The 22818-nt window shown below is 62.1% G+C and carries 21 protein-coding genes and 1 pseudogene; 9 read left to right on the plus strand and 13 right to left on the minus strand.

The features are described from left to right. Window positions 1-115: 115 nt before the first annotated feature. The 10 genes and pseudogenes from purH to JV201_RS02995 form a co-directional block, all read right to left on the minus strand. Window positions 116-1723 carry a bifunctional phosphoribosylaminoimidazolecarboxamide formyltransferase/IMP cyclohydrolase gene (gene purH / locus JV201_RS02950; protein ID WP_003217323.1) on the minus strand — a complete coding sequence of 536 codons (1608 nt, stop codon included), beginning with the start codon at window positions 1721-1723 and terminating at the stop codon, window positions 116-118. An 81-nt stretch (window positions 1724-1804) separates the two neighbouring features. Then, a complete protein-coding gene (gene fis / locus JV201_RS02955) occupies window positions 1805-2125 on the minus strand; it encodes a DNA-binding transcriptional regulator Fis (RefSeq protein WP_003186237.1) in 321 nt (106 codons plus the stop codon). Further along, window positions 2122-3135, minus strand: coding sequence for a tRNA dihydrouridine synthase DusB (gene dusB / locus JV201_RS02960; RefSeq protein WP_003217321.1), 1014 nt, complete (start codon window positions 3133-3135; stop codon window positions 2122-2124). Before dusB ends, fis begins: the two co-directional genes overlap by 4 nt. Before the next feature lie 185 nt (window positions 3136-3320). After that, window positions 3321-4583, minus strand: coding sequence for a DUF3426 domain-containing protein (locus tag JV201_RS02965; protein ID WP_219406484.1), 1263 nt, complete (start codon window positions 4581-4583; stop codon window positions 3321-3323). Between the two features lie 30 nt (window positions 4584-4613). After that, a complete protein-coding gene (gene prmA / locus JV201_RS02970; RefSeq protein WP_003217316.1) occupies window positions 4614-5492 on the minus strand; it encodes a 50S ribosomal protein L11 methyltransferase in 879 nt (292 codons plus the stop codon). A 288-nt stretch (window positions 5493-5780) separates the two neighbouring features. Beyond that, window positions 5781-7142 carry an acetyl-CoA carboxylase biotin carboxylase subunit gene (gene accC, locus JV201_RS02975; protein ID WP_003217312.1) on the minus strand — a complete coding sequence of 454 codons (1362 nt, stop codon included), beginning with the start codon at window positions 7140-7142 and terminating at the stop codon, window positions 5781-5783. A gap of 17 nt (window positions 7143-7159) precedes the next feature. Then, window positions 7160-7621, minus strand: a complete 462-nt coding sequence (gene accB / locus JV201_RS02980) for an acetyl-CoA carboxylase biotin carboxyl carrier protein (RefSeq protein ID WP_003217309.1) — start codon at window positions 7619-7621, stop codon at window positions 7160-7162. Between the two features lie 25 nt (window positions 7622-7646). After that, entirely contained in the window at window positions 7647-8102 is a 456-nt protein-coding gene (gene aroQ, locus JV201_RS02985) for a type II 3-dehydroquinate dehydratase (RefSeq protein ID WP_003217307.1), read from the minus strand. Between the two features lie 264 nt (window positions 8103-8366). Beyond that, window positions 8367-8861, minus strand: a pseudogene (locus tag JV201_RS30130) (methyl-accepting chemotaxis protein); the annotation flags it as partial. 1519 nt (window positions 8862-10380) lie between these two features. After that, entirely contained in the window at window positions 10381-12051 is a 1671-nt protein-coding gene (locus JV201_RS02995; protein WP_219406486.1) for a PleD family two-component system response regulator, read from the minus strand. Between the two features lie 274 nt (window positions 12052-12325). On the opposite strand from JV201_RS02995, the gene JV201_RS03000 reads away from it, so the two are divergent. From JV201_RS03000 to JV201_RS03020, 5 genes are all read left to right on the plus strand, one after another. Continuing rightward, complete coding sequence (locus tag JV201_RS03000) at window positions 12326-13393, plus strand: DUF2333 family protein (RefSeq protein ID WP_017478429.1); 1068 nt, start codon at window positions 12326-12328, stop codon at window positions 13391-13393. Between the two features lie 2 nt (window positions 13394-13395). Beyond that, complete coding sequence (locus JV201_RS03005; RefSeq protein ID WP_008439015.1) at window positions 13396-13932, plus strand: NUDIX hydrolase; 537 nt, start codon at window positions 13396-13398, stop codon at window positions 13930-13932. Between the two features lie 297 nt (window positions 13933-14229). Continuing rightward, entirely contained in the window at window positions 14230-14601 is a 372-nt protein-coding gene (locus JV201_RS03010) for a translation initiation factor Sui1 (protein WP_003217297.1), read from the plus strand. 212 nt (window positions 14602-14813) lie between these two features. Then, entirely contained in the window at window positions 14814-16727 is a 1914-nt protein-coding gene (gene speA, locus JV201_RS03015) for an arginine decarboxylase (protein ID WP_003217295.1), read from the plus strand. A 181-nt stretch (window positions 16728-16908) separates the two neighbouring features. Beyond that, window positions 16909-17772 (plus strand): alpha/beta hydrolase, encoded by an 864-nt coding sequence (locus JV201_RS03020; protein ID WP_219406487.1) that lies wholly within the window; start codon window positions 16909-16911, stop codon window positions 17770-17772. On the opposite strand, the gene JV201_RS03025 is transcribed toward JV201_RS03020, so the two are convergent. The 3 genes from JV201_RS03025 to JV201_RS03035 all read right to left on the minus strand — a co-directional run bounded on the left by JV201_RS03025 (window position 17756) and on the right by JV201_RS03035 (window position 20154). After that, window positions 17756-19102, minus strand: coding sequence for an MATE family efflux transporter (locus JV201_RS03025; protein ID WP_219406488.1), 1347 nt, complete (start codon window positions 19100-19102; stop codon window positions 17756-17758). The two genes, JV201_RS03020 and JV201_RS03025, sit on opposite strands and share 17 nt — an antisense overlap. Before the next feature lie 164 nt (window positions 19103-19266). After that, the gene (locus tag JV201_RS03030; RefSeq protein WP_023659366.1) at window positions 19267-19569 is read right to left on the minus strand and encodes a DUF6124 family protein; all 303 of its coding nucleotides are present in this window, start codon (window positions 19567-19569) and stop codon (window positions 19267-19269) included. 294 nt (window positions 19570-19863) lie between these two features. Continuing rightward, entirely contained in the window at window positions 19864-20154 is a 291-nt protein-coding gene (locus JV201_RS03035; protein WP_003212934.1) for a hypothetical protein, read from the minus strand. A gap of 162 nt (window positions 20155-20316) precedes the next feature. Between JV201_RS03035 and JV201_RS03040 the strand changes: the two genes are divergently transcribed. Genes JV201_RS03040 through JV201_RS03055 form a run of 4 tightly spaced genes read left to right on the plus strand, consistent with a single transcriptional unit; the run spans window position 20317 to window position 22601 of the window. Then, on the plus strand, window positions 20317-20622 hold the full coding sequence (locus JV201_RS03040) for a MazG-like family protein (protein WP_003212932.1): 306 nt from the start codon (window positions 20317-20319) through the stop codon (window positions 20620-20622). Continuing rightward, window positions 20619-21368 carry a methyltransferase domain-containing protein gene (locus tag JV201_RS03045; protein WP_219406489.1) on the plus strand — a complete coding sequence of 250 codons (750 nt, stop codon included), beginning with the start codon at window positions 20619-20621 and terminating at the stop codon, window positions 21366-21368. The genes JV201_RS03040 and JV201_RS03045 overlap by 4 nt, the downstream gene beginning before the upstream one ends. A gap of 24 nt (window positions 21369-21392) precedes the next feature. Then, a complete protein-coding gene (locus JV201_RS03050) occupies window positions 21393-21998 on the plus strand; it encodes a DUF4136 domain-containing protein (RefSeq protein WP_008439011.1) in 606 nt (201 codons plus the stop codon). Window positions 21999-22043: 45 nt separating this feature from the next. After that, window positions 22044-22601 carry a DUF4136 domain-containing protein gene (locus tag JV201_RS03055; protein WP_003212927.1) on the plus strand — a complete coding sequence of 186 codons (558 nt, stop codon included), beginning with the start codon at window positions 22044-22046 and terminating at the stop codon, window positions 22599-22601. Window positions 22602-22818 lie beyond the last annotated feature (217 nt).

Here is a 22818-nt window from a genome sequence, read left to right on the forward strand (position 1 = left end):
AATTCTGATCGTTCCCAYGCTCCGCGTGGGAAYGCCTCTTGTGACGCTYTGCGTCAMGCTTTGGGACGCGGAGCGTCCCGGSCTGCRTTCCCACGCRGAGCGTGGGAACGAGCANTCAGTGACGGAAGTGGCGCATGCCGGTGAAGACCATGGCAATGCCGGCTTCATCAGCCGCTGCAATCACTTCTGCGTCACGCATCGAGCCGCCCGGTTGGATCACGGCGGTAACACCGGCTTTCGCGGCGTTGTCCAGGCCATCACGGAACGGGAAGAATGCGTCGGACGCCATCACCGAACCCTGCACCTGCAAGCCGGCATGTTCCGCCTTGATCGCAGCGATGCGTGCCGAATTCACGCGGCTCATCTGGCCCGCGCCGACACCGATGGTCTGGCGGTTCTTGGCGTAGACGATGGCGTTGGATTTAACGTACTTGGCGACTTTCCAGGCGAAGATCAGGTCGTTGATTTCCTGTTCGGTCGGGGCGCGCTTGGTCACCACTTTCAGATCGGCGCTGCCGATCATGCCGATGTCGCGGCTCTGTACCAGCAAGCCGCCGTTGACGCGCTTGTAGTCCCAGGCAGCGGCACGCTCGGCCGACCACTCGCCGCACGCCAGCAGGCGCACATTGGCCTTGGCGGCAACGATGGCGCGAGCCTCTTCACTGACGGATGGCGCGATGATCACTTCAACGAACTGACGCTCGACGATCGCCTTGGCGGTCTCGGCGTCCAGCTCACGGTTGAAGGCGATGATGCCGCCGAAGGCCGACTCGGTGTCGGTGGCGTAGGCCAGTTCGTAGGCCTGGCGGATACCGCCTTCAGCGTCCGGGCTCACGGCCACGCCGCACGGGTTGGCGTGCTTGACGATCACGCAGGCTGGCTTGACGAAGCTCTTCACACATTCCAGCGCGGCGTCGGTGTCGGCCACGTTGTTGTACGACAGCTCTTTGCCTTGCAGTTGGGTCGCGGTGGCGATGCCGACTTCAGCAGGCTTGGCCTCAACGTAGAACGCCGCGCTCTGGTGCGGGTTCTCGCCGTAGCGCATTTCCTGGGCCTTGATGAACTGGCTGTTGAAGGTGCGCGGGAACTGGCTGCGACCTTCTGTGCTGAGGGTTTCAGCGGCCTGGTTCACGGTGCCCATGTAGTTGGCGATCATGCCGTCGTAGGCAGCGGTGTGTTCGAAGGCCTTGAGCATCAGGTCGAAGCGCTGGGCGTAGGTCAGGCCGCCGGCTTTCAGGCTTTCCAGTACGTTGGCGTAGTCGCTGGCGTTCACCACGATGGCCACGTCTTTGTGGTTCTTGGCTGCCGAGCGAACCATGGTCGGGCCGCCGATATCGATGTTTTCGATGGCGGTCGGCAGGTCGCAGCCTGGCTTGTTGATGGTGGCTTCGAACGGGTACAGGTTAACGGCCACCAGGTCGATCGGCTTGATGCCGTGCTCGCTCATGATGGCGTCGTCGATACCGCGACGACCGAGGATCCCGCCGTGGATTTTCGGGTGCAGGGTCTTGACCCGACCGTCCATCATCTCTGCGAAACCGGTGTAGTCCGCCACTTCCACTGCGGCCACGCCGTTGTCCTGCAGCAGTTTGAAGGTCCCGCCGGTGGAGAGAATCTCCACGCCCAGGGCTTCCAGCTCCCGGGCAAATTCGAGGATCCCGGTCTTGTCGGAGACACTGATCAAGGCACGGCGGATCGGCAGGCGGGTAGTCTGGTCGGTCATTTCAATTTCCATCAAAAGCAAAGGAGTCAGCAAAAAAGGCGTCCGTTTTTACGCGGGCGCCTTTCTGGTTTGATTGAATGCTTACAGCAAATCGTACTGCTTGAGTTTCTTGCGCAGCGTGCCACGGTTCAGACCGAGCAGCTCACTGGCCTTGGTCTGGTTGCCCTTGACGTAGTTCATCACGCTTTCGAGCAACGGCGCTTCGACTTCGGAGAGCACCAGGTTGTACACGTCCGTGACGGCAGCGCCCTCAAGGTGGGCGAAATAATTGTGCAGCGCCTTCTCGACACTCCCGCGAAGGGTCTGGCCTTCTTCGCTCGGCGTGTTGAGGTGCTGTTTCAAATTGACGTTGTCGCTCACGGGTGTTGTTCCACTCACTAAAGTCTCGGTCATCATCGTCATGCGGCCACCCCTTCTCCGTCCCCTGTCACCAGGCTCTTGTAACGCTCGGAGAAGAACTCACGAACGTTGGCGCACTGTGCTTCCGTATCATCCAAACGATTGAAGTGGGCGCGAAACTCCCTGGCGCCCGGCAAGGTTGCGAGATACCAGCCCACATGCTTGCGAGCAATGCGTACTCCCATCACGTCTCCGTAGAAGGCGTGCAGGGCGGCCAGATGCTCTAGCAGAATACGTTCCACCTCGATCAGCTCCGGTGCCGGCAAGGTTTCGCCGGTACGCAGAAAATGCTCGATCTCACGAAAAATCCACGGCCGCCCCTGGGCAGCCCGGCCAATCAACAGGCCATCGGCGCCGGTCGCGTGCAGCACGCGCCGGGCTTTCTCGGCTGAGTCGATGTCGCCGTTGGCAAAGACGGGAATCGACACCGCCTGCTTGATCGCGGCAATGGTGTCGTACTCGGCTTCACCGGTGTAAAGGTCGGCGCGGGTGCGGCCATGCACCGCCAGCGCTGTAATGCCCGCCTGCTCGGCGATCTTCGCCACCGTCAGGCCATTCTTGTTGTCCCGGTCCCAACCGGTGCGGATCTTCAGGGTGACCGGCACATCCACTGCAGCGACAACGGCATGCAGGATCTCGCTCACCAACTGCTCATCCTTCAACAGGGCAGAACCTGCGGCCTTGTTGCAGACCTTCTTGGCCGGGCAACCCATGTTGATATCAATAATCTGCGCCCCCAACTCCACGTTGGCCCGGGCCGCATCCGCCAGCATCTGCGCATCACCGCCGGCGATCTGTACCGAGCGGGGCTCGGGATCACCTTCGTGGATCATGCGCATCCGCGATTTGCGGGTGTTCCACAGGCTCATGTCGCTGGTGACCATTTCCGAGACTACAAGCCCTGCGCCCAAACGCTTGCAAAGCTGACGAAAGGGCTGGTCGGTGACGCCCGCCATCGGGGCGAGGATCAAGCCGTTGTGCAATGTGTATGGGCCGATGCGTACCGCCGACATAGGACTTCCCTGTTGTGGGGCCGGATCATTAGAGTTCGAAAAAGGGTTGGCATGATACCCGCTCTCGATGACTGGATAAAGGCTGAATTGGATAAAATCTGAGCAGTTATTTTCTTATCGCCGCAGGTTTGGTCAAAGGCGATGCAGTCAATAATCTGCCGTCAAGCACCGGCCAGGCAGCCGTTTCACTCGGGGGAGTGGAAGCTCAGGCTGTAATTCACCGCTTTGTTGCCCGGGTCGAGGATGTCCAGGGCAATGTGGATCGGCGTCTGGGAGGGCATCTCGGTCACGCCTGCCAACTCGCCGCTGAGGTATTCGGCAGGTTTGAAGCGACGACTGGCGATCATATTCCCGTTCATGTCGGCAAAGCGTAGCTCCAGCAGCGGGAACGGTTGGGAGAATGTCGCGCGGTTATAGATGATCGCGTCCACCACCAGGGCACCGGCAAACTCCGGGTGGCTGCGCACCACCAGGTTGCTGCTCTTGATGTGGGCGATATCGACCCGGGATGGCACGGTGCAGCCCAGTTTCGGGCACAGTTCCTGGAACCATGGGCGGTAGGCGTCCTGGCGTGCCAGGTCGTCGAATTGGTAGGCGACGTATTGTCCCGCCAGGCCGGCGGCGGCCAGCAGCACCAGCAAGCCCCAGAACAGACGGCGGCCCCAGCCGGAGGAACGCTTCTGGGAATACAGGTGCAGCGGGTCGTCTTCCAGGTCCGAAAGCAGGTCGTCGTGGGCGCCGGCCTCGGGGCGAGGGCGCTTGCGTTTGGGCTGCGGGCGTTCCGGTTGTTCGGGTTCCGGCTCGTCCGCTACGGCGGTTACCGGTGGGTCGAGTTCGTCATCGGTGGTGCTTGTGTGCAGCGGTGGTTCGTCGTCCGGCTCGACTGCTTCAAACGACATCGACGGTTCGGTGCGCTTGGGTTTGCCTGGGCTTGCCTTGGCCGGTTGCGGTTCGTCGTCGGCCGTTTGCGGGGCTTGGGCCCGTTCATCCCGGGGTTCGCTGAACAGGCTGGAGGCCCATTGCTCTTCCTCGGCCTTGGCCGTGTCACGGCTGGCGCTGAGGGCATCTTCCTTTTGCCGACGATCGGCGCCGGGCTGGCGACGGTCGGCACCCACGGGTTGGGTGTGCTGGATCTCGCGACGCTCCAGCTTGGCCAGTTCTACGTCGAGGTCCAGGTTATCCAGGTCCAGCTCTTCGGCGGTCCATTGCTTCTGGCTGATGGCTCGCGGCGCTTGGGGTGGCGGTTCTACGGCTGCCGGCGGCTCTGCCGCAGGTGGTGCCTGGGGCGCGGGCGCGTTGGCGCGCTGCTCCAGCAGTTGGCGAGCGGCATTGAACACCTGCAGGCACGACCCACAGCGCACCACGCCACGGGCCACGCTCAATTGAGCGTGGTTGACGCGAAAGCGTGCTTGGCAGTGTGGGCACTGGGTGACGAAACTGTCGGTCATGCGGCCATCCGATTCATGCAGGCGCTCATTCTAGCGCCGACGACCACTGATGCGTACCCAGCCATCGCGGTTGGCGATCGGATCCAGCTCAAAATCCTGGGCGTAGGCGGCGGCAACATCTTCGCCCTGTTCGGCGAGGATGCCCGACAGCGCCAGGCGGCCGCCCGGCTTGACCAGGCTCGACAGCTGCGGCGCCAGGGAAACCAGTGGCCCGGCGAGGATATTGGCCACCAGCACGTCGGCCTGCACCTGGGGCAATTGCTCCGGCAGGTACAGCGGGAATTTCTCTTCAGCGATGTTATTGCGCCCGGCGTTATCGCGGGAGGCTTCCAGGGCTTGCACGTCGATATCGGTACCGACCGCTTCCTTGGCGCCCAGCAGCAGGGCGGCGATCGCCAGGATCCCCGAACCGCAGCCGAAGTCCAGCACGTTGCAGTCTTTCAGGTCCTGGCCATCGAGCCATTCCAGGCACAGCGCGGTGGTGGGGTGGGTGCCGGTGCCGAACGCCAGGCCCGGGTCCAGCAGCAGGTTCACGGCGTCTGGCTCGGGGGCGGCATGCCAGCTCGGCACGATCCACAGGCGCTGGCCAAAACGCATTGGCTGGAAGTTGTCCATCCAGCTGCGTTCCCAGTCCTGGTCTTCGATGATTTCGCTGTGATGCTCCGGCAGCGGGCCGCCGGTGAGCAGTTCCATGTGGGCCAGGACGCTGGCGGCATCGGTGCCGTCTTCGAACAGGGCCAGCAGATGGGTGTGGGACCACAGCGGGGTGGTGTTGAGCTCGGGTTCGAAGATCGGCTGGTCTTCGGCGTCCATGAAGGTCACCGACACGGCGCCCACTTCGAGGAACGCGTCTTCGTAGGTTTCGGCTTGTTCTGGGCTGATGGCGAGACGGACTTGCAGCCAAGGCATGGCGGGCACCTTTGAAAAAATGAGTGTGCAGCGGGGTAGGGCTGCGAAAGACGCGCAAGTTTACGCGAGCGAACAGCAGAAGACGACTGTACTGCTGGTGTACACAGAACAAAATGTGGGAGCGGGCTTGCTCGCGAATGCGGTGTGTCAGTAATGGATGTGTTGACTGGCACACCGCATTCGCGAGCAAGCCCGCTCCCACAAGGGGAATGTATCCATCCAGGAAAATCGGGTGGGCAGAAACAACAAAACCGCCCGAAGGCGGCTTTGTTGGGTGGAGCACTTCGCTTACTGATTAGCCAGCTTGTGTTCCAGGTAGTGAATGTTCACACCACCTTCGCAGAAGCCTTCATCGCGAACCAGGTCCCGATGCAGCGGGATGTTGGTCTTGATGCCGTCTACCACGATTTCGTCCAGGGCATTACGCATACGGGCCATGGCCTCGTCGCGGGTGGCGCCCCAGGTGATCAGCTTGCCGATCAGCGAGTCGTAGTTGGACGGAACCTTGTAGCCGCTGTACAGGTGCGAATCCACACGTACGCCGTTGCCGCCGGGCGCGTGGAAATGCTTGACCAGGCCAGGGCTTGGGATAAAGGTTTTCGGGTCTTCGGCGTTGATCCGGCACTCCAGGGAGTGGCCGTGGATCTTCACATCATCCTGGGTAAACGACAGCTTGTTGCCAGCGGCGATGCTCAGCATCTCCTTGACGATGTCGATACCGGTGACCATCTCCGAAACCGGATGCTCTACCTGCACACGAGTGTTCATCTCGATGAAGTAGAAACGGCCGTTCTCGTACAGGAACTCGAAAGTGCCCGCGCCACGGTAGTTGATGTCGATGCACGCCTTGACGCAGCGAGCCAGTACTTCCTGGCGAGCTGTTTCGTCCAGGCCCGGTGCCGGCGCTTCTTCCAGCACCTTCTGGTGACGACGTTGCAGCGAGCAATCGCGGTCGCCCAGGTGGATGGCGTGGCCCTGGCCGTCGGACAGTACCTGCACTTCCACGTGACGTGGGTTGGTCAGGTACTTTTCCAGGTAGACCATCGGGTTGCCGAACCAGGCGGCAGCTTCCGAGCGAGTCTGCTTGGCGGCTTCGATCAGTTCTTCTTCCTTGTGCACCACGCGCATGCCGCGACCACCACCGCCACCGGCGGCCTTGATGATCACCGGGTAACCGACTTCGCGACCAATGCGCAGGGCGGTTGCCTCGTCTTCAGGCAGTGGGCCGTCGGAACCTGGAACGGTAGGTACGCCGGCCGCGATCATGGCGTCCTTGGCCGATACCTTGTCGCCCATCAGGCGAATGGTTTCGGCTTTCGGGCCGATGAAGGCAAACCCGGATTTCTCCACCTGTTCGGCGAAATCGGCGTTTTCCGCGAGGAAGCCGTAGCCGGGGTGGATGCCATCAGCGCCGGTCACTTCAGCGGCGGCGATGATGTTCGAGACTTTCAGGTACGAGTTCGTGGCCAGTGGCGGGCCGATGCAGATGCTTTCGTCCGCCAGTTTCACGTGCATCAATTCGGTATCGGCCGTCGAGTAAACAGCGACGGTCTTGATGCCCTCTTCCTTACAGGCGCGCAGGATACGCAGCGCGATCTCGCCGCGGTTGGCGATCAGGACTTTTTGCAGTTTCTTCGCAGGTTTCAACATCGAAGGCGCTCCGCGGTTCAAACGATGGTGAACAGCGGCTGGTCGTACTCAACCGGCTGACCGTTTTCTACCAGGATGGATTCGATGACGCCGGCTTTTTCCGCCGTGATGTGGTTCATCATCTTCATCGCTTCAACGATGCAGATGGTGTCGCCCACTTTCACGGTTGCGCCGACTTCAACGAAGGCTGGCGAGGTCGGTGCCGGGGTGCGGTAGAAGGTACCGACCATTGGCGACTTGACTACGAAACCGTTCAGTTTTGGAGCCGCCGGGGCTTCGGCAGCAGCCGCGACCGGAGCAGCCGCCACGGGTGCAGCGGCCGGAGCCGGCGCTTGCATCTGTGGTGCGTAGAACTGTTGGGCCGGGGTCTTGCTGTGACGGCTGATCCGTACGGATTCCTCGCCTTCCTTGATCTCCAGCTCGTCGATACCGGATTCTTCCAGCAGTTCGATCAGTTTCTTAACTTTACGGATATCCATGAATCATCAACTCCCAAAGGGTCGGTCAGGGGCGCTTGGCCGTGTCTTCAAGCTGTTCCAGGGCGGCCTCCAGGGCCAGTCGGTAACCGCTGGCGCCAAGGCCGCAGATCACTCCTACCGCAACGTCGGAGAAGTAAGAGTGATGGCGGAAAGGTTCGCGTTTGTGCACGTTCGATAAATGCACTTCGATGAATGGGATGCTCACCGCCAGCAGCGCGTCACGTAATGCAACGCTTGTGTGCGTAAAAGCGGCGGGATTGATCAGGATAAAGTCCACGCCTTCGCTGCGCGCGGCATGGATGCGATCAATCAGTTCGTACTCGGCATTGCTTTGCAGGTAGAGCAAATGGTGGCCGGCATCACGTGCCCGTCGTTCCAGATCGAGGTTGATCTGTTCGAGGGTCACTGCCCCGTAGACGCCCGGTTCGCGGGTGCCGAGCAGGTTCAGGTTGGGTCCGTGAAGAACCAGTAAGGTCGCCATCGGCTGTTCCTTGTTATTGATGTGGGCACGGTAGAACCCGGCGACTATGCCGCAAAGGCTTTGTGACTGTCCAGTTCTATGCAGTAGGCAGCACGATTAGCGAGGATTGCGCAAAATATGTGACCGCAAGGCTGAATCCGGTCAGTGTGGGAGCTGGCTTGCCTGCGATGGCGGTGGTTCAGCCGCCACATGCGTTGACGGGTGCGCCGCCTTCGCGAGCAAGCCCGCTCCCACATTTTGATCTTCACAAGACGGGAGAGCCGGTCAGACGCGGAATGCCTGCACGGCGGTGTTGAGTTGCCCGCCTAGTACCAATAAGTGCTCGCCCTGGCGGCGTCCCTGGCCAATTCGCAGCAAGTTGTCCTCGCCCAGCTGGTGAATCCGCTCACTGTTATCGCGGATTTCACTCACGGCGCCACTTTGCTGGGCCGTCACATCGGCGATTCGCACGGCGGTGTCGGAAATGGTCTGGATCGCCCCGACGATTTCATCCAGCGCGCCGTCAGCCGCCTGGGCTTGTTCGGCAGTGGCCTCGGCGTGTTCGACCTGGGCACGCATGCCTTCCACCGATTGCCGGGCGGCGGTTTGCAGGCCGGCGATCAGGTGCTGGATTTCGGCGGTGGCGCCAGCGGTGCGCTGGGCCAGGGAGCGCACCTCATCGGCCACCACGGCGAACCCGCGCCCAGCTTCACCGGCCCGGGCGGCTTCGATGGCGGCGTTCAGCGCCAGCAGGTTGGTCTGGTCGGCAATCGAGCGAATCACCGTGAGAACGCCGCCGATGGTCGCGGACTCTTCGGCGAGTTTCTCGATCATCTGCGCATTTATCTGCACTTCGCCGACCAATGCGTGCAACCCGGTCAGGCTCAGGCCGATCACCCGTTGGCCCTGCTCGACGGCCTGGCCCGCGCTGCGGCTGGCCTCGGCAGCCTGGCTGGCGTCGCCGGCAACCTGCTGGATAGTCGCTTCCAGTTCGCCCAGGGAATCGCGAATCTGCGCGGTGTCACCGGCCTGGCGCTCGGCACCGTCGTGCATGCCGCTGCTCAATTCCGCCAGGGCGCTGCTGCTGCCGGCCACTTGCTCGGCGTTGCCGCGGATGGTGCCCACCAGGTCCACCAGATAAGCACGCAGGCGATTCAGGGACTCCTCGATATCGTGCAGTTCGCGGTTGGTCTTGCCCAAGGCAATGTGCTGGCTGAAGTCGCCTTCGGCCCAGGTGGACAAGGCGGGCGCCAGGTTGGTCAGCACCCGCGCCAGGCGCCGTTGCAAGGTGTCGATCAACAGCGCGATCAACAAAATCAGGCCGATCATGACGCCTTGCATCAGCCGCACTTCGCCCTGGATCTGCGCGTGCTGGGCGCGCACCACAGGCTCCAGCCCGGCGATGGCTTGCTGCACGGCGTTGATTTTCAGGTGGGTGGCGGTGGCCAGTTCGGTGCGTTGCTGGATTTGTTCGCGGGTGCGTTTCAGCTCGGCGGGGTAGCGGGTCAGCAGGCTGTTGAGTTCGCGCTTGAGGTCGACGCCGGTGTCCTGGGCCACGGTTTTTTCAGTGTTTTCCAGGCCCATCATGGCCGAGAAATCGTCGGTACTGGACTCGCTGCTGGCGGTCACCCCCAGTAATGGCAGCTGCCCCAGCACGTCAGCCTGGCTGCGGATATTACTAACTTCGCGCTCCACATCGTCAGCCAGTTCGCTGCGCCCGCTGCTCACCAGCTTGTCCCGGGCCAGGGAGAGTTTCGCCAGGTGCTGGGACGCAGCGAGCAACGGCGGCAGATAGCGCGCCGCCTCGGGCGTATTGACGCCGCTGGCGTACTGGTTCAGTTGCTCCAGGTTGGCACCGAGTTCGCGTTCGGCTTGCAGCAACAGGGCTTGCGGGTCGCCGGCCAGCTTACCGGCGGCCAGCAGGTCGGTCTTGCCGAAGGTGTCCAGGTCGGCAAGGCTGGGACGCAGGTTTTGCGCCAGCTCTGCGGGTAACTCATCCAGCTGCTGCAACAGGTTTTCCAGGCTCTGGCTGGCGCTGCTCAGGCGCAGGGCGTCGCCGCTGGCGAGGTAATCGTCGATATTGCGCGCGGCCTGGTTCTGGAACGTCTGCGACAGGCCAAGGTAGCGCTCCATCAGCAGGTAAGGCCGTTCCAGGGCACGTTGCGACCACCAGAGCGTAGCGCCCAGGGCCAGGCAAACGGCGACCAGAAGGAGGGTGTTCAGATTCGTCAGCAGCTTCAGGCGCATGCGTGGTTTCAACCGACAGCAGAAGTAAGTGCCTGAAGTTATTGCGTTTCCATTACAGAGTTATGACGGATTCGGTGGATTCCGGTGAAAAGGTGGCACTTTGCTTTGATGCGCGCGCCGACATCACCCGGTTACGCCCGGCATCCTTGGCGCGGTACAGCGCCTCGTCGGCCTGGGCCGCCATCATCAGGCTGTCGGAGCCGTCGCAGAGCTCCACCACGCCGGCACTGAACGTGCACCACAAATCCTGGGGCTGGGCGGGATAGTGAATCTCGGCAAAGCGCCCGCGAATCTCGTCAAGTACTTGGCAAGCCCTGTCGAGGTCAGTGTCGGGCATCACGATGGCAAATTCTTCGCCGCCGTAACGGCCTATATAGTCGGTCTTGCGCAGGCGCTGCTTGAGAAACAGCGCGAGGCTCTTGATCACCCGGTCGCCCATGGGGTGGCCGTGGCTGTCGTTGACCCGCTTGAAGTGGTCGATGTCGAGCATCGCAAAACTCAGCGGCTTGCTCTCGCGGCGCGCGCGGAAGCTGCAGTCTTCGAGCAGTTGCAGGATGTGGGTGTGGTTGTACAGCCCGGTGAGGCTGTCGCGCACCATCCGCGCCTTGAGGTTGCGTGCCCGCGCGGCGCGGTTGCGTACGGTGGTGATCAGGTGCCGGGGCTTGATCGGCTTGGTGAGGAAGTCGTCGCCGCCTTCGCTCATGGCGTCCAGTTGCTTGTCCAGGTCGTCTTCTGCCGAGAGGTAGATGATCGGCACGCTGACGTAGCGGTCATTGTGACGGATCACCTTGGCCAGCTCGGTACCGGTGCAGGCCGGCATATACATGTCGAGGATGATCAGGTCGGGCTGGAAGTCCGCCAGCTCGGCCATGGCCTGGATCGGTTCGATCAGGGTTCGTGTGACGATGCCGGCGCCGTTGAGCAGGCGCTCGGTGTGCATCGCCTGGGCCCGCGAGTCGTCGATGATCAGCACTTTATAAGGTTCGTACTGGGCGACGCAGGTCAGCACTTCGATTTTTTCCAGCAGGCTCGACGCCTCCAGGGTGCCGGTGAGGAACTCCTGGCCGCCGGCGCGCACGGCGGCCAGGCGGGTGGGGGTGTCGGTTTCGTGCAGGCTGAAAAACAGCAGAGGCAGCTTTTGCTCCAGGCCTTCCTGGGCTTCGGCGGCGAGCTTCAGGCCGAGGCCGGCGCCGCAGAAATCCACATCCATCACAATGGCCGCCGGCAAGCGCTCGGCCATGGATGAGCGAAACGCCGCCACGCTGTCGAGGGACTGGGCGCTCAAGCCGAAAAATTCCAGCTGCTTGGCCAGGCGGTCGGCGCGGTCGTGATCGGCCAGCATCACGTAGATCGGCTTGCGCATCGGCGGCAGCAGGGTTTGTTCCAGCTGGTCGCCCTGGCGCAGCCCGGTGCGCGACAGGCGCTGCATCAAACGGTTGAGTTCGGTGATCAGGTGGCTGCTCAGGCGGCCGCGGTTGTCGTCCACCGCCTTGAGTGAAGCGCCGATCTGGTGCGCCAGCTGGCCGTGTTCCGGCTGCTCGAAGCGCTCGGCAAAGCGCAGCAGGCGCAGGTTGGCCTCGCCGAGTTCGGTCAAGTCGGCGGTCGACCATTCGCTGCGTTGCAGGCGCTGCCAGATCTCAAGAATTTGACGTGCCTGATGAATTACCCGCTGGGCAAAATGGTGCTTGAGACGCTCACGGCTGGGGTCTTCTGGCTCGGTCATATCCTGACTACTAGTTAGGCTGCATGCTGAGGTCGAACTGATGGCTCTATGCTAGCACCTCTTTTCCGTTGCACGAGTGTCATACGTCAATTAACTGCAAGGTCCTGGATATTCATTTACCGACCATGCAGTCGCGCGGGCGTAAACATCGTGCATCCTTTATAGTCGAGCCGCGCACTTGCGCCACCCCGACTAAAAGCGCCGCAATGCTCGGCACGATGGGGTAGGGTTGTGGTCGTAGCTATTGAACTCAAGTGATTGAAAGGATATCGCCATGCTGGACTGGAAAAACCGCGCAGGCAGTGCAAAGGGCCCGGCCCCTGAAACCAAGTCGGCCCCCCGCAGCTATTTCCGTAATTTGCTGATGAGCCGTGCGTTGCTCTCGCTGGTTGCGTTGTATCTGTTGGTCACCGGTGCCCTGGGTTGGTACTGGAGTGAAGAGCCCGCGTTGTTCCCGGTCCAGCAAAACGCGCAGATTGCGGCCGAGAAGGAAGGCAAGCAAATGGTGGTGGGCTTCACCACCGTCGAAACCCTCAAGACCGTGGCCGGCACCTTGCTGAACAAGCCGGGTGGCTATATTTCCAACGACCGTTTCCCGCCGGGCCTGTGGATGGACAACATGCCGAGCTGGGAATACGGCGTGCTGGTGCAGGTGCGTGACCTGACCCGTGCCCTGCGCAAGGACTTCGCCCGTTCCCAGTCGCAGTCGGCGGAAGACGCGGACCTGGCCAAGGCCGAACCGCGCTTCAACTTCGACAACAAAAGCTGGGTGCTGCCGTCCAGCGAGTCGGAATACCAGGAAGGCATCAATTCCCTGAGCCGCTACGAAGCACGCTTGTCCGACCCGAATCAGCGCGGCGCGCTGTTCTATGCCCGTGCCGACAACCTCAACAACTGGCTGGGTGATGTGGCGACCCGCCTGGGTTCGCTGTCGCAACGCCTGTCGGCCAGCGTGGGCCGGGTCAAGCTCAACACCGCGCTGAAAACCGAAGCGCTGGCGCCGGGTGAAGTGCCGCAGCTCGACGAAGAAGTGGTGGAAACCCCATGGATGCAGATCGACAACGTGTTCTACGAAGCCCGCGGCCAGGCCTGGGCCCTGTCCCACCTGCTGCGCGCTATCGAAGTCGACTTTGCCGATGTGCTGGCCAAGAAGAACGCCACCGTCAGCGTGCGCCAGATCATTCGTGAGCTGGAAGCTTCGCAAGAGCCGGTATGGAGCCCGATGATTCTCAACGGCAGTGGCTTTGGCATCCTGGCCAACCATTCGCTGGTCATGGCCAACTATATTTCCCGGGCCAACGCTGCAGTGATCGACCTGCGTCAGCTCCTGAACCAGGGTTGATGATGGACGCTTCCACCAGGGAGGCAGCGCACCGCGCCGCCTCCGACGCCGAACTGATTGCCTGGGTCGACGAGCAGGACAACCTGCTCGGCAGCCTCGTACGTTCCGATCTGCGCCGGCGCGGGCTGATCGGGCGCTGCACCTTTATTTTCCTGTTCAACTCGGCCGGTGAGCTGTGTGTGCACCGGCGCACCCTGAGCAAAGCCATGTACCCGGGTTTCTGGGACACGGCGGCGGGCGGAATGGTGGCGGCCCACGAGTCCTATGCCGAGTCGGCGGCCCGTGAGCTGGAAGAAGAGTTGGGCGTCAGCGGCGTCGAACTGACCGCCCACGATCACTTCTACTTCGAAGACGGCGACAGCCGGCTCTGGTGCACCTCGTTCTCGGCCGTGTGGGACGGGCCGCTGCGAATCCAGCCGGAAGAAGTCATGGAAGCGCGCTTTCTGCCCCTGGCGACGGTGCTTCAGGAGGCCGAGCAAAAGCCCTATTGCCCGGATGCCCAGGAAGGGTTGCGTCGTTATTTGGCCCTGCGTCGCTAAAGTTGCATAAATTGGCGCCATTTGGCTCTTAGCAAGGGGCGTTTTTGCCGTTACACTGCGCGACTTTTCAGGCTGAACCGCTGTTGTTCCACCCTGTAGGAGCGAGCTTGCTCGCGAAAAACGTAAGCACGACGCGTGCTGTCTGAAGGCCCGCGTTATCGTTGACGACCTTCGCGAGCAAGCTCGCTCCTACAGTGGTTTGAACATCGGCGGCTCAGTAGCGCTGCCCCTGCCTGAGTGGGGCTTCGCGGTCGATGATCCCATCGATCAGTCTTTGTCCTCCCAAGAGGATTGCCGGTGGCCAAAAAAGCCGCATCCTTCGCCGCCCTTGGTGGCCTGGTATTTTCCACCGACGCAGGTCGACACTGCCCGGACTGTCGCCAGCCCGTGGACGCTTGTACCTGCAAAACAACCCTGATTCCCGAAGGCGATGGTATTGCCCGCGTTCGTCGCGAGAGCAAGGGCCGTGGCGGCAAGACAGTGACCACCATCACTGGCGTGCCCCTGGCCGAAGAAGCCTTGAAGGAACTGGCCACCACGCTGAAAAAGCGCTGTGGCACCGGTGGCGCCCTGAAAGACGGCGTGATCGAGATCCAGGGCGACCACGTCGAGTTGCTGTTGGCCGAGCTGATCAAGCTGGGTTACAAGGCGAAGAAATCCGGCGGCTAGCAGCCTCTGTGAAAACCACCCCGATAGCCCGCTGGCTGAACGCGAACTGTCGTCTCCATGGTTTTCACAGAGCCTGTTCCTGACCGGTGTCTAAACTCTGTCCTGCAAGTGGGGTCTACCCCTCTCACAGGCAAATCGTCATTTTCATTCTTTAGACTGCGCCAGCCTCTGATCAGGCCGGTGCACTTCGACTTCATTTATAGGGGACTTCGATGTCCGTACGACGCACACGCAAAGACGATGGCAGCCAATGGACAGTTGCGGACAGCCGCAGTGTTTACGGGATTCGCCATTGGGGGGCCGGGTATTTCGCGATCAATGATGCCGGTCGCGTTGAAGTCCGTCCGAACGGCCCGAACAGCACGCCTGTGGACCTGTACGAGCAAGTCGACGAGCTGCGCAAAAGCGGCCTGTCCCTGCCGTTGCTGGTGCGCTTCCCCGACATCCTGCAAGACCGCGTGCGCCAGCTGACCGGCGCGTTCGACTCCAATATCGAGCGCCTGGAATACCAGAGCAAATACACCGCGCTGTACCCGATCAAGGTGAACCAGCAGGAAGCGGTGATCGAGAACATCATCGCCACCCAGGACGTGTCCATTGGCCTGGAAGCCGGCTCCAAGCCCGAGCTGCTGGCCGTGCTGGCGCTGGCCCCGAAAGGCGGCACCATCGTCTGCAACGGTTACAAGGACCGTGAGTTCATCCGCCTCGCGCTGATGGGCCAGAAGCTGGGCCACAACGTGTTCATCGTGATCGAGAAAGAATCCGAAGTCGGCCTGGTGATCGAAGAAGCCGCCAACCTCAAGGTCAAGCCACAGGTGGGCCTGCGGGTGCGCCTGTCGTCCCTGGCGTCGAGCAAGTGGGCAGACACCGGTGGCGAGAAATCCAAATTCGGTCTGTCGGCGGCGCAATTGTTGTCGGTGGTCGAGCGCTTCCGCGCGGCGGGCCTGGACCAGGGCATCCGCCTGCTGCACTTCCACATGGGTTCGCAGATCGCCAACCTGGCCGACTACCAGCACGGGTTCAAGGAAGCCATTCGTTACTACGGCGAACTGCGCAACCTCGGCCTGCCGGTAGACCACATCGACGTGGGCGGCGGCCTGGGCGTGGACTACGACGGTACCCACTCGCGTAACGCCAGCTCGATCAACTACGACATGGACGACTACGCCGGCGTGGTTGTGGGCATGCTCAAGGAATTCTGCGACGCGCAGAGCCTGCCGCACCCGAACATCTTCTCCGAGAGCGGCCGTTCCCTGACCGCCCACCACGCCATGCTGGTGGTGCAAGTTACCGACGTCGAGAAACACAACGACGACGTGCCGCTGATCGAAAACAAGGAAAGCCTGCCGGAAACCGTGCAATGGCTGGTGGACCTGCTGGGCCCGACCGACATTGAAATGGTCACCGAAACCTACTGGCGCGCCACTCACTACATGAGCGACGTGGCAACCCAGTACGCTGACGGCAAGATCACCCTGGCCGAGAAAGCCCTGGCCGAGCAGTGCTACTTCGCCGTCTGCCGCCGCCTGCACGACTCGCTGAAAGCCCGCCAGCGTTCCCACCGTCAGGTGCTGGACGAGCTCAACGACAAGCTGGCCGACAAGTACATCTGCAACTTCTCGGTCTTCCAGAGCCTGCCGGACACCTGGGCCATCGGCCAGGTGCTGCCGATATTGCCGCTGCATCGCCTCGACGAAGAGCCGCTGCGCCGTGCGGTGCTGCAGGATTTGACCTGCGACTCCGACGGCAAGATCAAGCAGTACGTGGATGAGCAAAGCATCGAGACCAGCTTGCCGGTGCACGCTGTGAAAGAAGGCGAGGACTACCTGCTGGGGATCTTCCTGGTGGGTGCCTACCAGGAAATTCTCGGCGACATGCACAACCTGTTCGGTGACACCGACTCGGTGAACATCTACCAGCGTGACGACGGGTCGGTGTACAGCGCCGGGATCGAGACCCACGACACCATCGAAGACATGCTGCGCTACGTGCACTTGTCGCCGGAGGAGTTGATGACTCACTACCGTGACAAGTGCGCCAGCGCGAAGATCACGGCGGCGGAGCGGACTCAGTTCCTGGATGCGTTGCGTCTTGGTTTGACGCGTTCGTCGTACCTGTCCTCGTAAGGACACCGCTTCCAGGCTGACAAAGATCTCAATGTGACAGAGATCCAGTGTGGGAGCGGGCTTGCTCGCGAAGGCGGTGTGTCAGTCAATACATGTGCAGACTGATACACCGCCTTCGCGAGCAAGCCCGCTCCCACATTTGGATCGCCGCAAGTCCTGCAGTTTTTATAGGGCCTGAATAATGTCGAAAAAGCTCCTGCAAGTGTTCACCCTGGCCATCGCGACGCTGCTCGCAGCCTGCTCCCCGATCAAAGTGCTCAACGCACTCACCCCCACCAGCACCTTCACCAAAACCTCCTCCCTCGCCTACGGCGATGACCCCCGCCAGAAACTCGATATCTACCGCCCCGTCACCGCCTTGCCCGACGCGCCCGTCGTGGTGTTTTTCTATGGCGGCAGCTGGAACAGCGGCTCCAAGGATGACTACGGTTTCGTCGGCGAAGCCCTGGCCTCGCGCGGCATCGTGGTGGTGATCGCCGATTACCGGCTTTACCCGCAAGTGCGCTACCCACTGTTTTTGCAGGACGGCGCCCAAGCAGTCGCGTGGGCGTATCAGCACAGTGCCGAATACGGCGGCGATCCCCGCAAGCTGTATGTGATGGGCCACAGTTCCGGTGCGTACAACGCCGCAATGCTGGCGCTGGACCCGCAGTGGCTGGCCGGGGTTGGCCTGTCGCCGTCAGTCTTCAAGGGATGGATCGGCCTCGCCGGGCCGTATGATTTCCTGCCGATTGAAAACCGCGATGTGCGCCCGGTGTTCTTCTACCCGGACTCGCCGCCCGATTCCCAACCCATCAACCACGTGAGCCAAAGCGCACCCCCCAGCCTGTTGATTGCTTCGGTGGACGACAATCTGGTCAACCCCAAGCGCAACACCGGCGGGTTGGCGAAAAAGCTGCGAGCGGCGGGTGTGCCGGTGGAGGAGTTCTACTTCACCAAGACCAACCACGCCACATTGGTGGCGTCGATGTCCCTGCCGCTGCGCTGGCTGGCGCCCGTGCTGGACCGGGTCACGGCGTTTATCACGTTCACGCCGGGCCAGTAAGCCAGCGGTCCTGCTTGTTCAGGCGCCAGGCAATTGCCCACAGCGTCAGGCTGCGCAGGGCCATGAACAACAGGAAGGTTATCCACAAGCCGTGGTTGCCCAGGCCCTGCAAGGCCCAGGCGAAGGGCAGCACAATCACCACCGTCAGCAGCATGCCGTTGCGCATTTCCCGGGCGCGGGTGGCGCCGATGAACAGGCCGTCCAGCAGGTAGCTCCACACGGCGATCAACGGCAGTACGGCGAGGTAGGGCAGGTAGATGTCGGCGGTTTCGCGCACGCTCGGAATATCGGTTTGCATGGCGATAAACAGGTGGCCGAACACGGCGAACAGGATCGCGAAGCCGATACTCGCCAGCAACGACCAACCACAGGCCACCACCAGCGAGCGGCGCAAGGCCTGGCGGTCGTGGGCGCCAATGGCGTGGCCGCACAAGGCTTCCACGGCGTGGGCCAGTCCGTCCAGGGCGTGGGCCGTCAGCAACAGACCATTGAGCAGCAGCGCGTTCGCCGCCACCGTGGCATCCCCCAAGCGAGCGCCCTGTACGGTGATCATGAAAAACACCGATTGCAGGGCCAGGCTGCGGATGAAGATATCGCGGTTCACCGCCAGCAGCGGGTGCCAGCTTTGCCACAGCTTGAGTGCCGCCCAGGCGATATGGCCAGGGTAGGCGCGCAGGGCTTTTTGGGTGAGGGCTAGGCCGAGCAGGGCGCCGGTCCATTCGGCGATCACCGAGGCGCGGGCGGAGCCGACCACGCCCCAATCCAGGCCCAGCACGAACCACAGGTTGAGGGCGATGTTGACGAGGTTGGTGGTCAGCAGAATCGCCAGCGGTGCGCGGGCGTTCTGGGTGCCGAGGAACCAGCCCACCAGCGCGTAGCTGGCCAGAGCGGCGGGCAGGCCGAAGAGGCGGGTGTGGAAGAATTCGCGGGTCAGTTGGTTCAGCTCGGGCGAGGGCTGCATCCAGTCCAGCACCAGGCCGCTTAACGGAATGCCGATGCTGCCGAGCACTATGGCCAGGCCCAGCGCCAGCAACAGCCCCTGCAACAGAATCTGCCGCAGCGCGGCCCCGTCACCGCGCCCGGCGGCCTGGGCGGCAAAGCCGGTGGAGCCCATGCGCAGGAAACCCATGGCCCAGGCGAGGAAGGTGTACAGGCTGGCGCCAACGGCCACGGCGCCGAGTTGGTGGGCGTGGGGCAGGTGGCCGATGACCATGCTGTCCACCAGCGCCACCAGTGGTACGGAGATGTTCGACAAAATCATCGGCGCGGCGAGGGCCCACACGCGGCGGTGGGTGGGGCGGTCGCGCCAGTCGGTTAGCAGGGAAGTCATGCGGGCTCCTTTGGGGAGCGGTAGTGTAACTGTCCATTAGCTGCGCCGCAGGGCCAATGTGGGAGCGGGCTTGCTCGCGAAAGCGGTGTGTCAGTCGCCGGATGTATTGGCTGATCCACCGCTTTCGCGAGCAAGCCCGCTCCCACATTTTTGACCGCGTAGTGTCAGGTTTTGCGCGGGTGCAGGCATTCGATGGAGCGGTCGACGGTGGTCTTGGCAATTTCCAGCAAGTGCCAAACCGCCAGGATCTTCGCCCGCTGCGGGCTTTCCAGCAGCTCGCCGCAATCAAGCGCAGTCGCCGAGGCGCTGCTGAGCAGGCTGGCGGTGTAGAGCAGGGAATCTTCGAAGCTCAGGTCTTCGTTGATGGTGTGGAAGCCTTGGGATGGCAGGTAATGTTCGAGGGCGCGATTGAAGGCGGCGCGGTCGTTGAGGAGGTCGCTGGGTGGATCGGGGACGAGCTTATGCATGGTGTAACTCCACTAGAAGGTAAGGAGCTGACACCCGCGCGACTAAACGAGGGTGGCGGCTGTACGCAGGTTAGTCGACCGGCTAGTGGAACCCGGCGCACCCGAAGGTGCCCTGCGCACAGCCGCCATGAAGCATGGCGACAACTTGCGCTCACTAATTCCGGGCGACTAAACCCGATCACTGATATGCAGTGAAGGGCCGAAGACTAGCCACCCATCCCAACAGGCACAAGGCCGAAAGATTGTCTCGGAAACGTCCCTCAAATTAAAGGGATTTACCCTGCTGGCCCTTTATTAATGCACCACCCAACTGAGCACCCACAGCCCGAGCATCAACCAGATAATCCCCATGATGATCGAAGCCCGCATAAACGCGCGCACCGCCGAGTACAACAGCATCAAGCCGATAATCAGCATGAGGATGCTGATGATCGAGGTGTCCATCCCCAAGGATCTGGACAGCCCGTCGACAAAGTCGCCGCCCGCGTGGGACAGGGTATTGAACAGCCCGCTGAACAACTCGACGATAAAGTGGATGATCTGGCCGATCTTGAGACCCAGCCATCCGAAAAAGTCTGTTTGCATGTGTGTGTCCTGATAAGACGGTGGGCGTAGCTGCCGAACCTGAGCCTTTGTTCGTTATTGGCCCAAGCTAGTTCCCTTCTAGCATAGAGGTTTACGGGCCGCAGGGATTCACTTGCCTTCGCGCGGCTTGCGCCCGAAGCTATACACCTTCAGGAGCCCCCCATGAACCTCGATCACCTCACCGAACGCCTGCACCGCATCCGCGATACCAACGACTGGAAGCAGTTCCACAGCCCCAAGAACCTGGCCATGGCCGCCAGCGTTGAAATGGCCGAGCTGGTGGAGATATTCCAGTGGTTGAGCGAAGACCAGTCGCGCCAGTTGCCCGCCGACAAACTCGCCCATGCCGGCCAGGAAGTCGGTGACATCGTGCTGTACCTGCTGCTGTTGTGCAGTGAGTTGGGGTTGGACATGGATCAGGTGGTACAGGACAAGCTGGCCGACAGCGAACGGCGGTTTGCCAAATGAGCGACCGTCATTTCGACCAGTTGGCCACCCGTTTCGCCGAGAAGATCTATGGCGGTGCCAAGGGCGCGATTCGCCTGGCGGTGCTGCAGGCCGACCTGATTGAAGCGCTGCCGGAACGCCCGCTGCGGGTACTGGATATCGGCGCGGGGCTGGGCCATATGTCGCTGTGGCTGGCCGAGCGCGGCCATGATGTAACGCTGGCCGAACCCGCCGAGCCGATGCTCGAAGGCGCCCGCCAGCGTTTCGCCGAAGCCGGGCAGACCGCCACCTTCATTCAGGCACCCTGGCAGGACCTGCTGGGCCAGCTCACCGAACCCTATGACCTGGTGCTGTGCCACGCCGTGCTGGAATGGCTGGCCGAACCCCATGCGATCCTGCCGGTGCTGCACCAGTTGACCGCGCCCGGTGGCTGGCTGTCGCTGGCCTTCTATAACCGCGACGCCTTGATTTACCGCAACCTGCTCAAAGGCCACTTCCGCAAAATGCGCAAGAACGATATGGCCGGCGAAAAGCAGAGCCTTACGCCGCAACAACCCCTGGACCCACGGGAGTTGGCGACGCAACTAGAGGGCCTGTGGCAGGTCGAAACCCAAAGTGGCGTGCGGGTGTTCCACGACTATATGCCGGTGGAATTCCAGGCCCGCGCCGAGTTGCTGGATTTGTTGGAGATGGAGCTCGCACACCGTCGTCACCCAAGCTTTGCCGGACTTGGGCGTTATTTGCACTGGATCTGCCGTCCGGTTTAAGCGGCCCAGTCTGCGGAGGTCGAAATGAAGCGCTGTCTTGGACTGATCCTGCTGGGCCTGGGCCTGGCGGGTTGCCAAAGCCCCAACCCGTATGTGGCGGCGTCTGCCCCGATGCCGCCGGCGCCTGCCCAGGCGGCCAACACCTTTGATGCCAGCGCCTACCCGGCGCCGGTGCGCGACTACGGCGCGTACCGCAGTTGGGCCTGGCTCAACAACCAGCTGCCGGCGGGCTCGGCCTGGGCGGATTCGGCGCAGATTGCCGAGGCCGTCAGCGGCGCCCTCGACCAGCGCGGCCTGCGCCCCTTGCATGACAACCGCGCCCCCGACCTGCTGGTAAGCGCCGACGTGCGCCTGGAAAAACGCCTGCGCCAGGTCCAGGACGACTATGGCTATGGTTACGGCGGTTATAACCGCTATGGCAACGGCTACGGCATGTACAACACGGTGCCGGTGGTACGCACTTATGAAGTGACGGTGGCCGTGGCACGCATCAGCCTGTTCGATGCGCGCACTCGCCAACCGGTATGGAGCACCAGCGCCGAAACCACGAGCCAGGGCAGCCTCAGCGAGCGCGCCGACTCGCTGCGTGAGGCGATGCAAAAGGCAATGACTGCCTACCCACCCAGTTAGCAGCTATTCTCATCTCAGGCCCGGATTGTCTTTTGGAGAAAAACCATGCTTCGTCGTATTGCTGCACTTGCTGTTGTTGTGTTGCTGGGCGGTTGCCAGACCAGTCAGGTCAACCATGATTTCGACGCCAGCCGGGACTTTGGCGCCTACCGCAGCTGGAGCTGGAAAGAACCCGCGCTGCAATACCGCCCGGATGACCCGCGGATCAAGAGTGACCTCACCGAACAACGCATCCGCCAGGCCGTGGGCGAACAGCTCGACCAGCGTGGCCTGCGTCCTGCGGCGCCGGGCACCAAGGCTGACCTGAATGTGCAGACCTACCTGATCGTCGAGGACCGCCAGCAACAAGTCACCACCAATTACGGCGGCGCCTGGGGCGGCCCGTGGAATGGTTATTGGGGCGCGCCGATGTATAACGAAACCCGCAACATCACCTACAAGGTCGCGACCATCCAGATTGACTTGCTCGACGGCAAGGACGGCAAGCTGGTGTGGCGTGGCAGCGATGAGCAGATCCTCGCCAGTTCCCCCGAGCCACAAGACCGCAGCGCAGCTATTCGCGCGACGGTGACCAAGGTGCTTTCCAACTACCCGCCGCATTGATCGCCTGATCAGCCCTCCGCCAGTCGTCGATCTATGGCGACTGGCCTGCAGCCCCCGCCGCTCTTGACTACACTCCCAAGCAACACAGGAGAGTAAGCGCTCGGCAGTGTGCCGGCAAAGGAGTGCTCGATGTCTCTTCGACTTCGTTCCGGTCGCCAGGGCGGACCTGCAAGGCAACGCGGTGCGATTGGCCTGATGGCGGCCCTGACCCTGGGCA

The sequence above is a fragment of the Pseudomonas sp. Colony2 genome (genome assembly GCF_019382755.1).
Lineage (GTDB): Bacteria > Pseudomonadota > Gammaproteobacteria > Pseudomonadales > Pseudomonadaceae > Aquipseudomonas.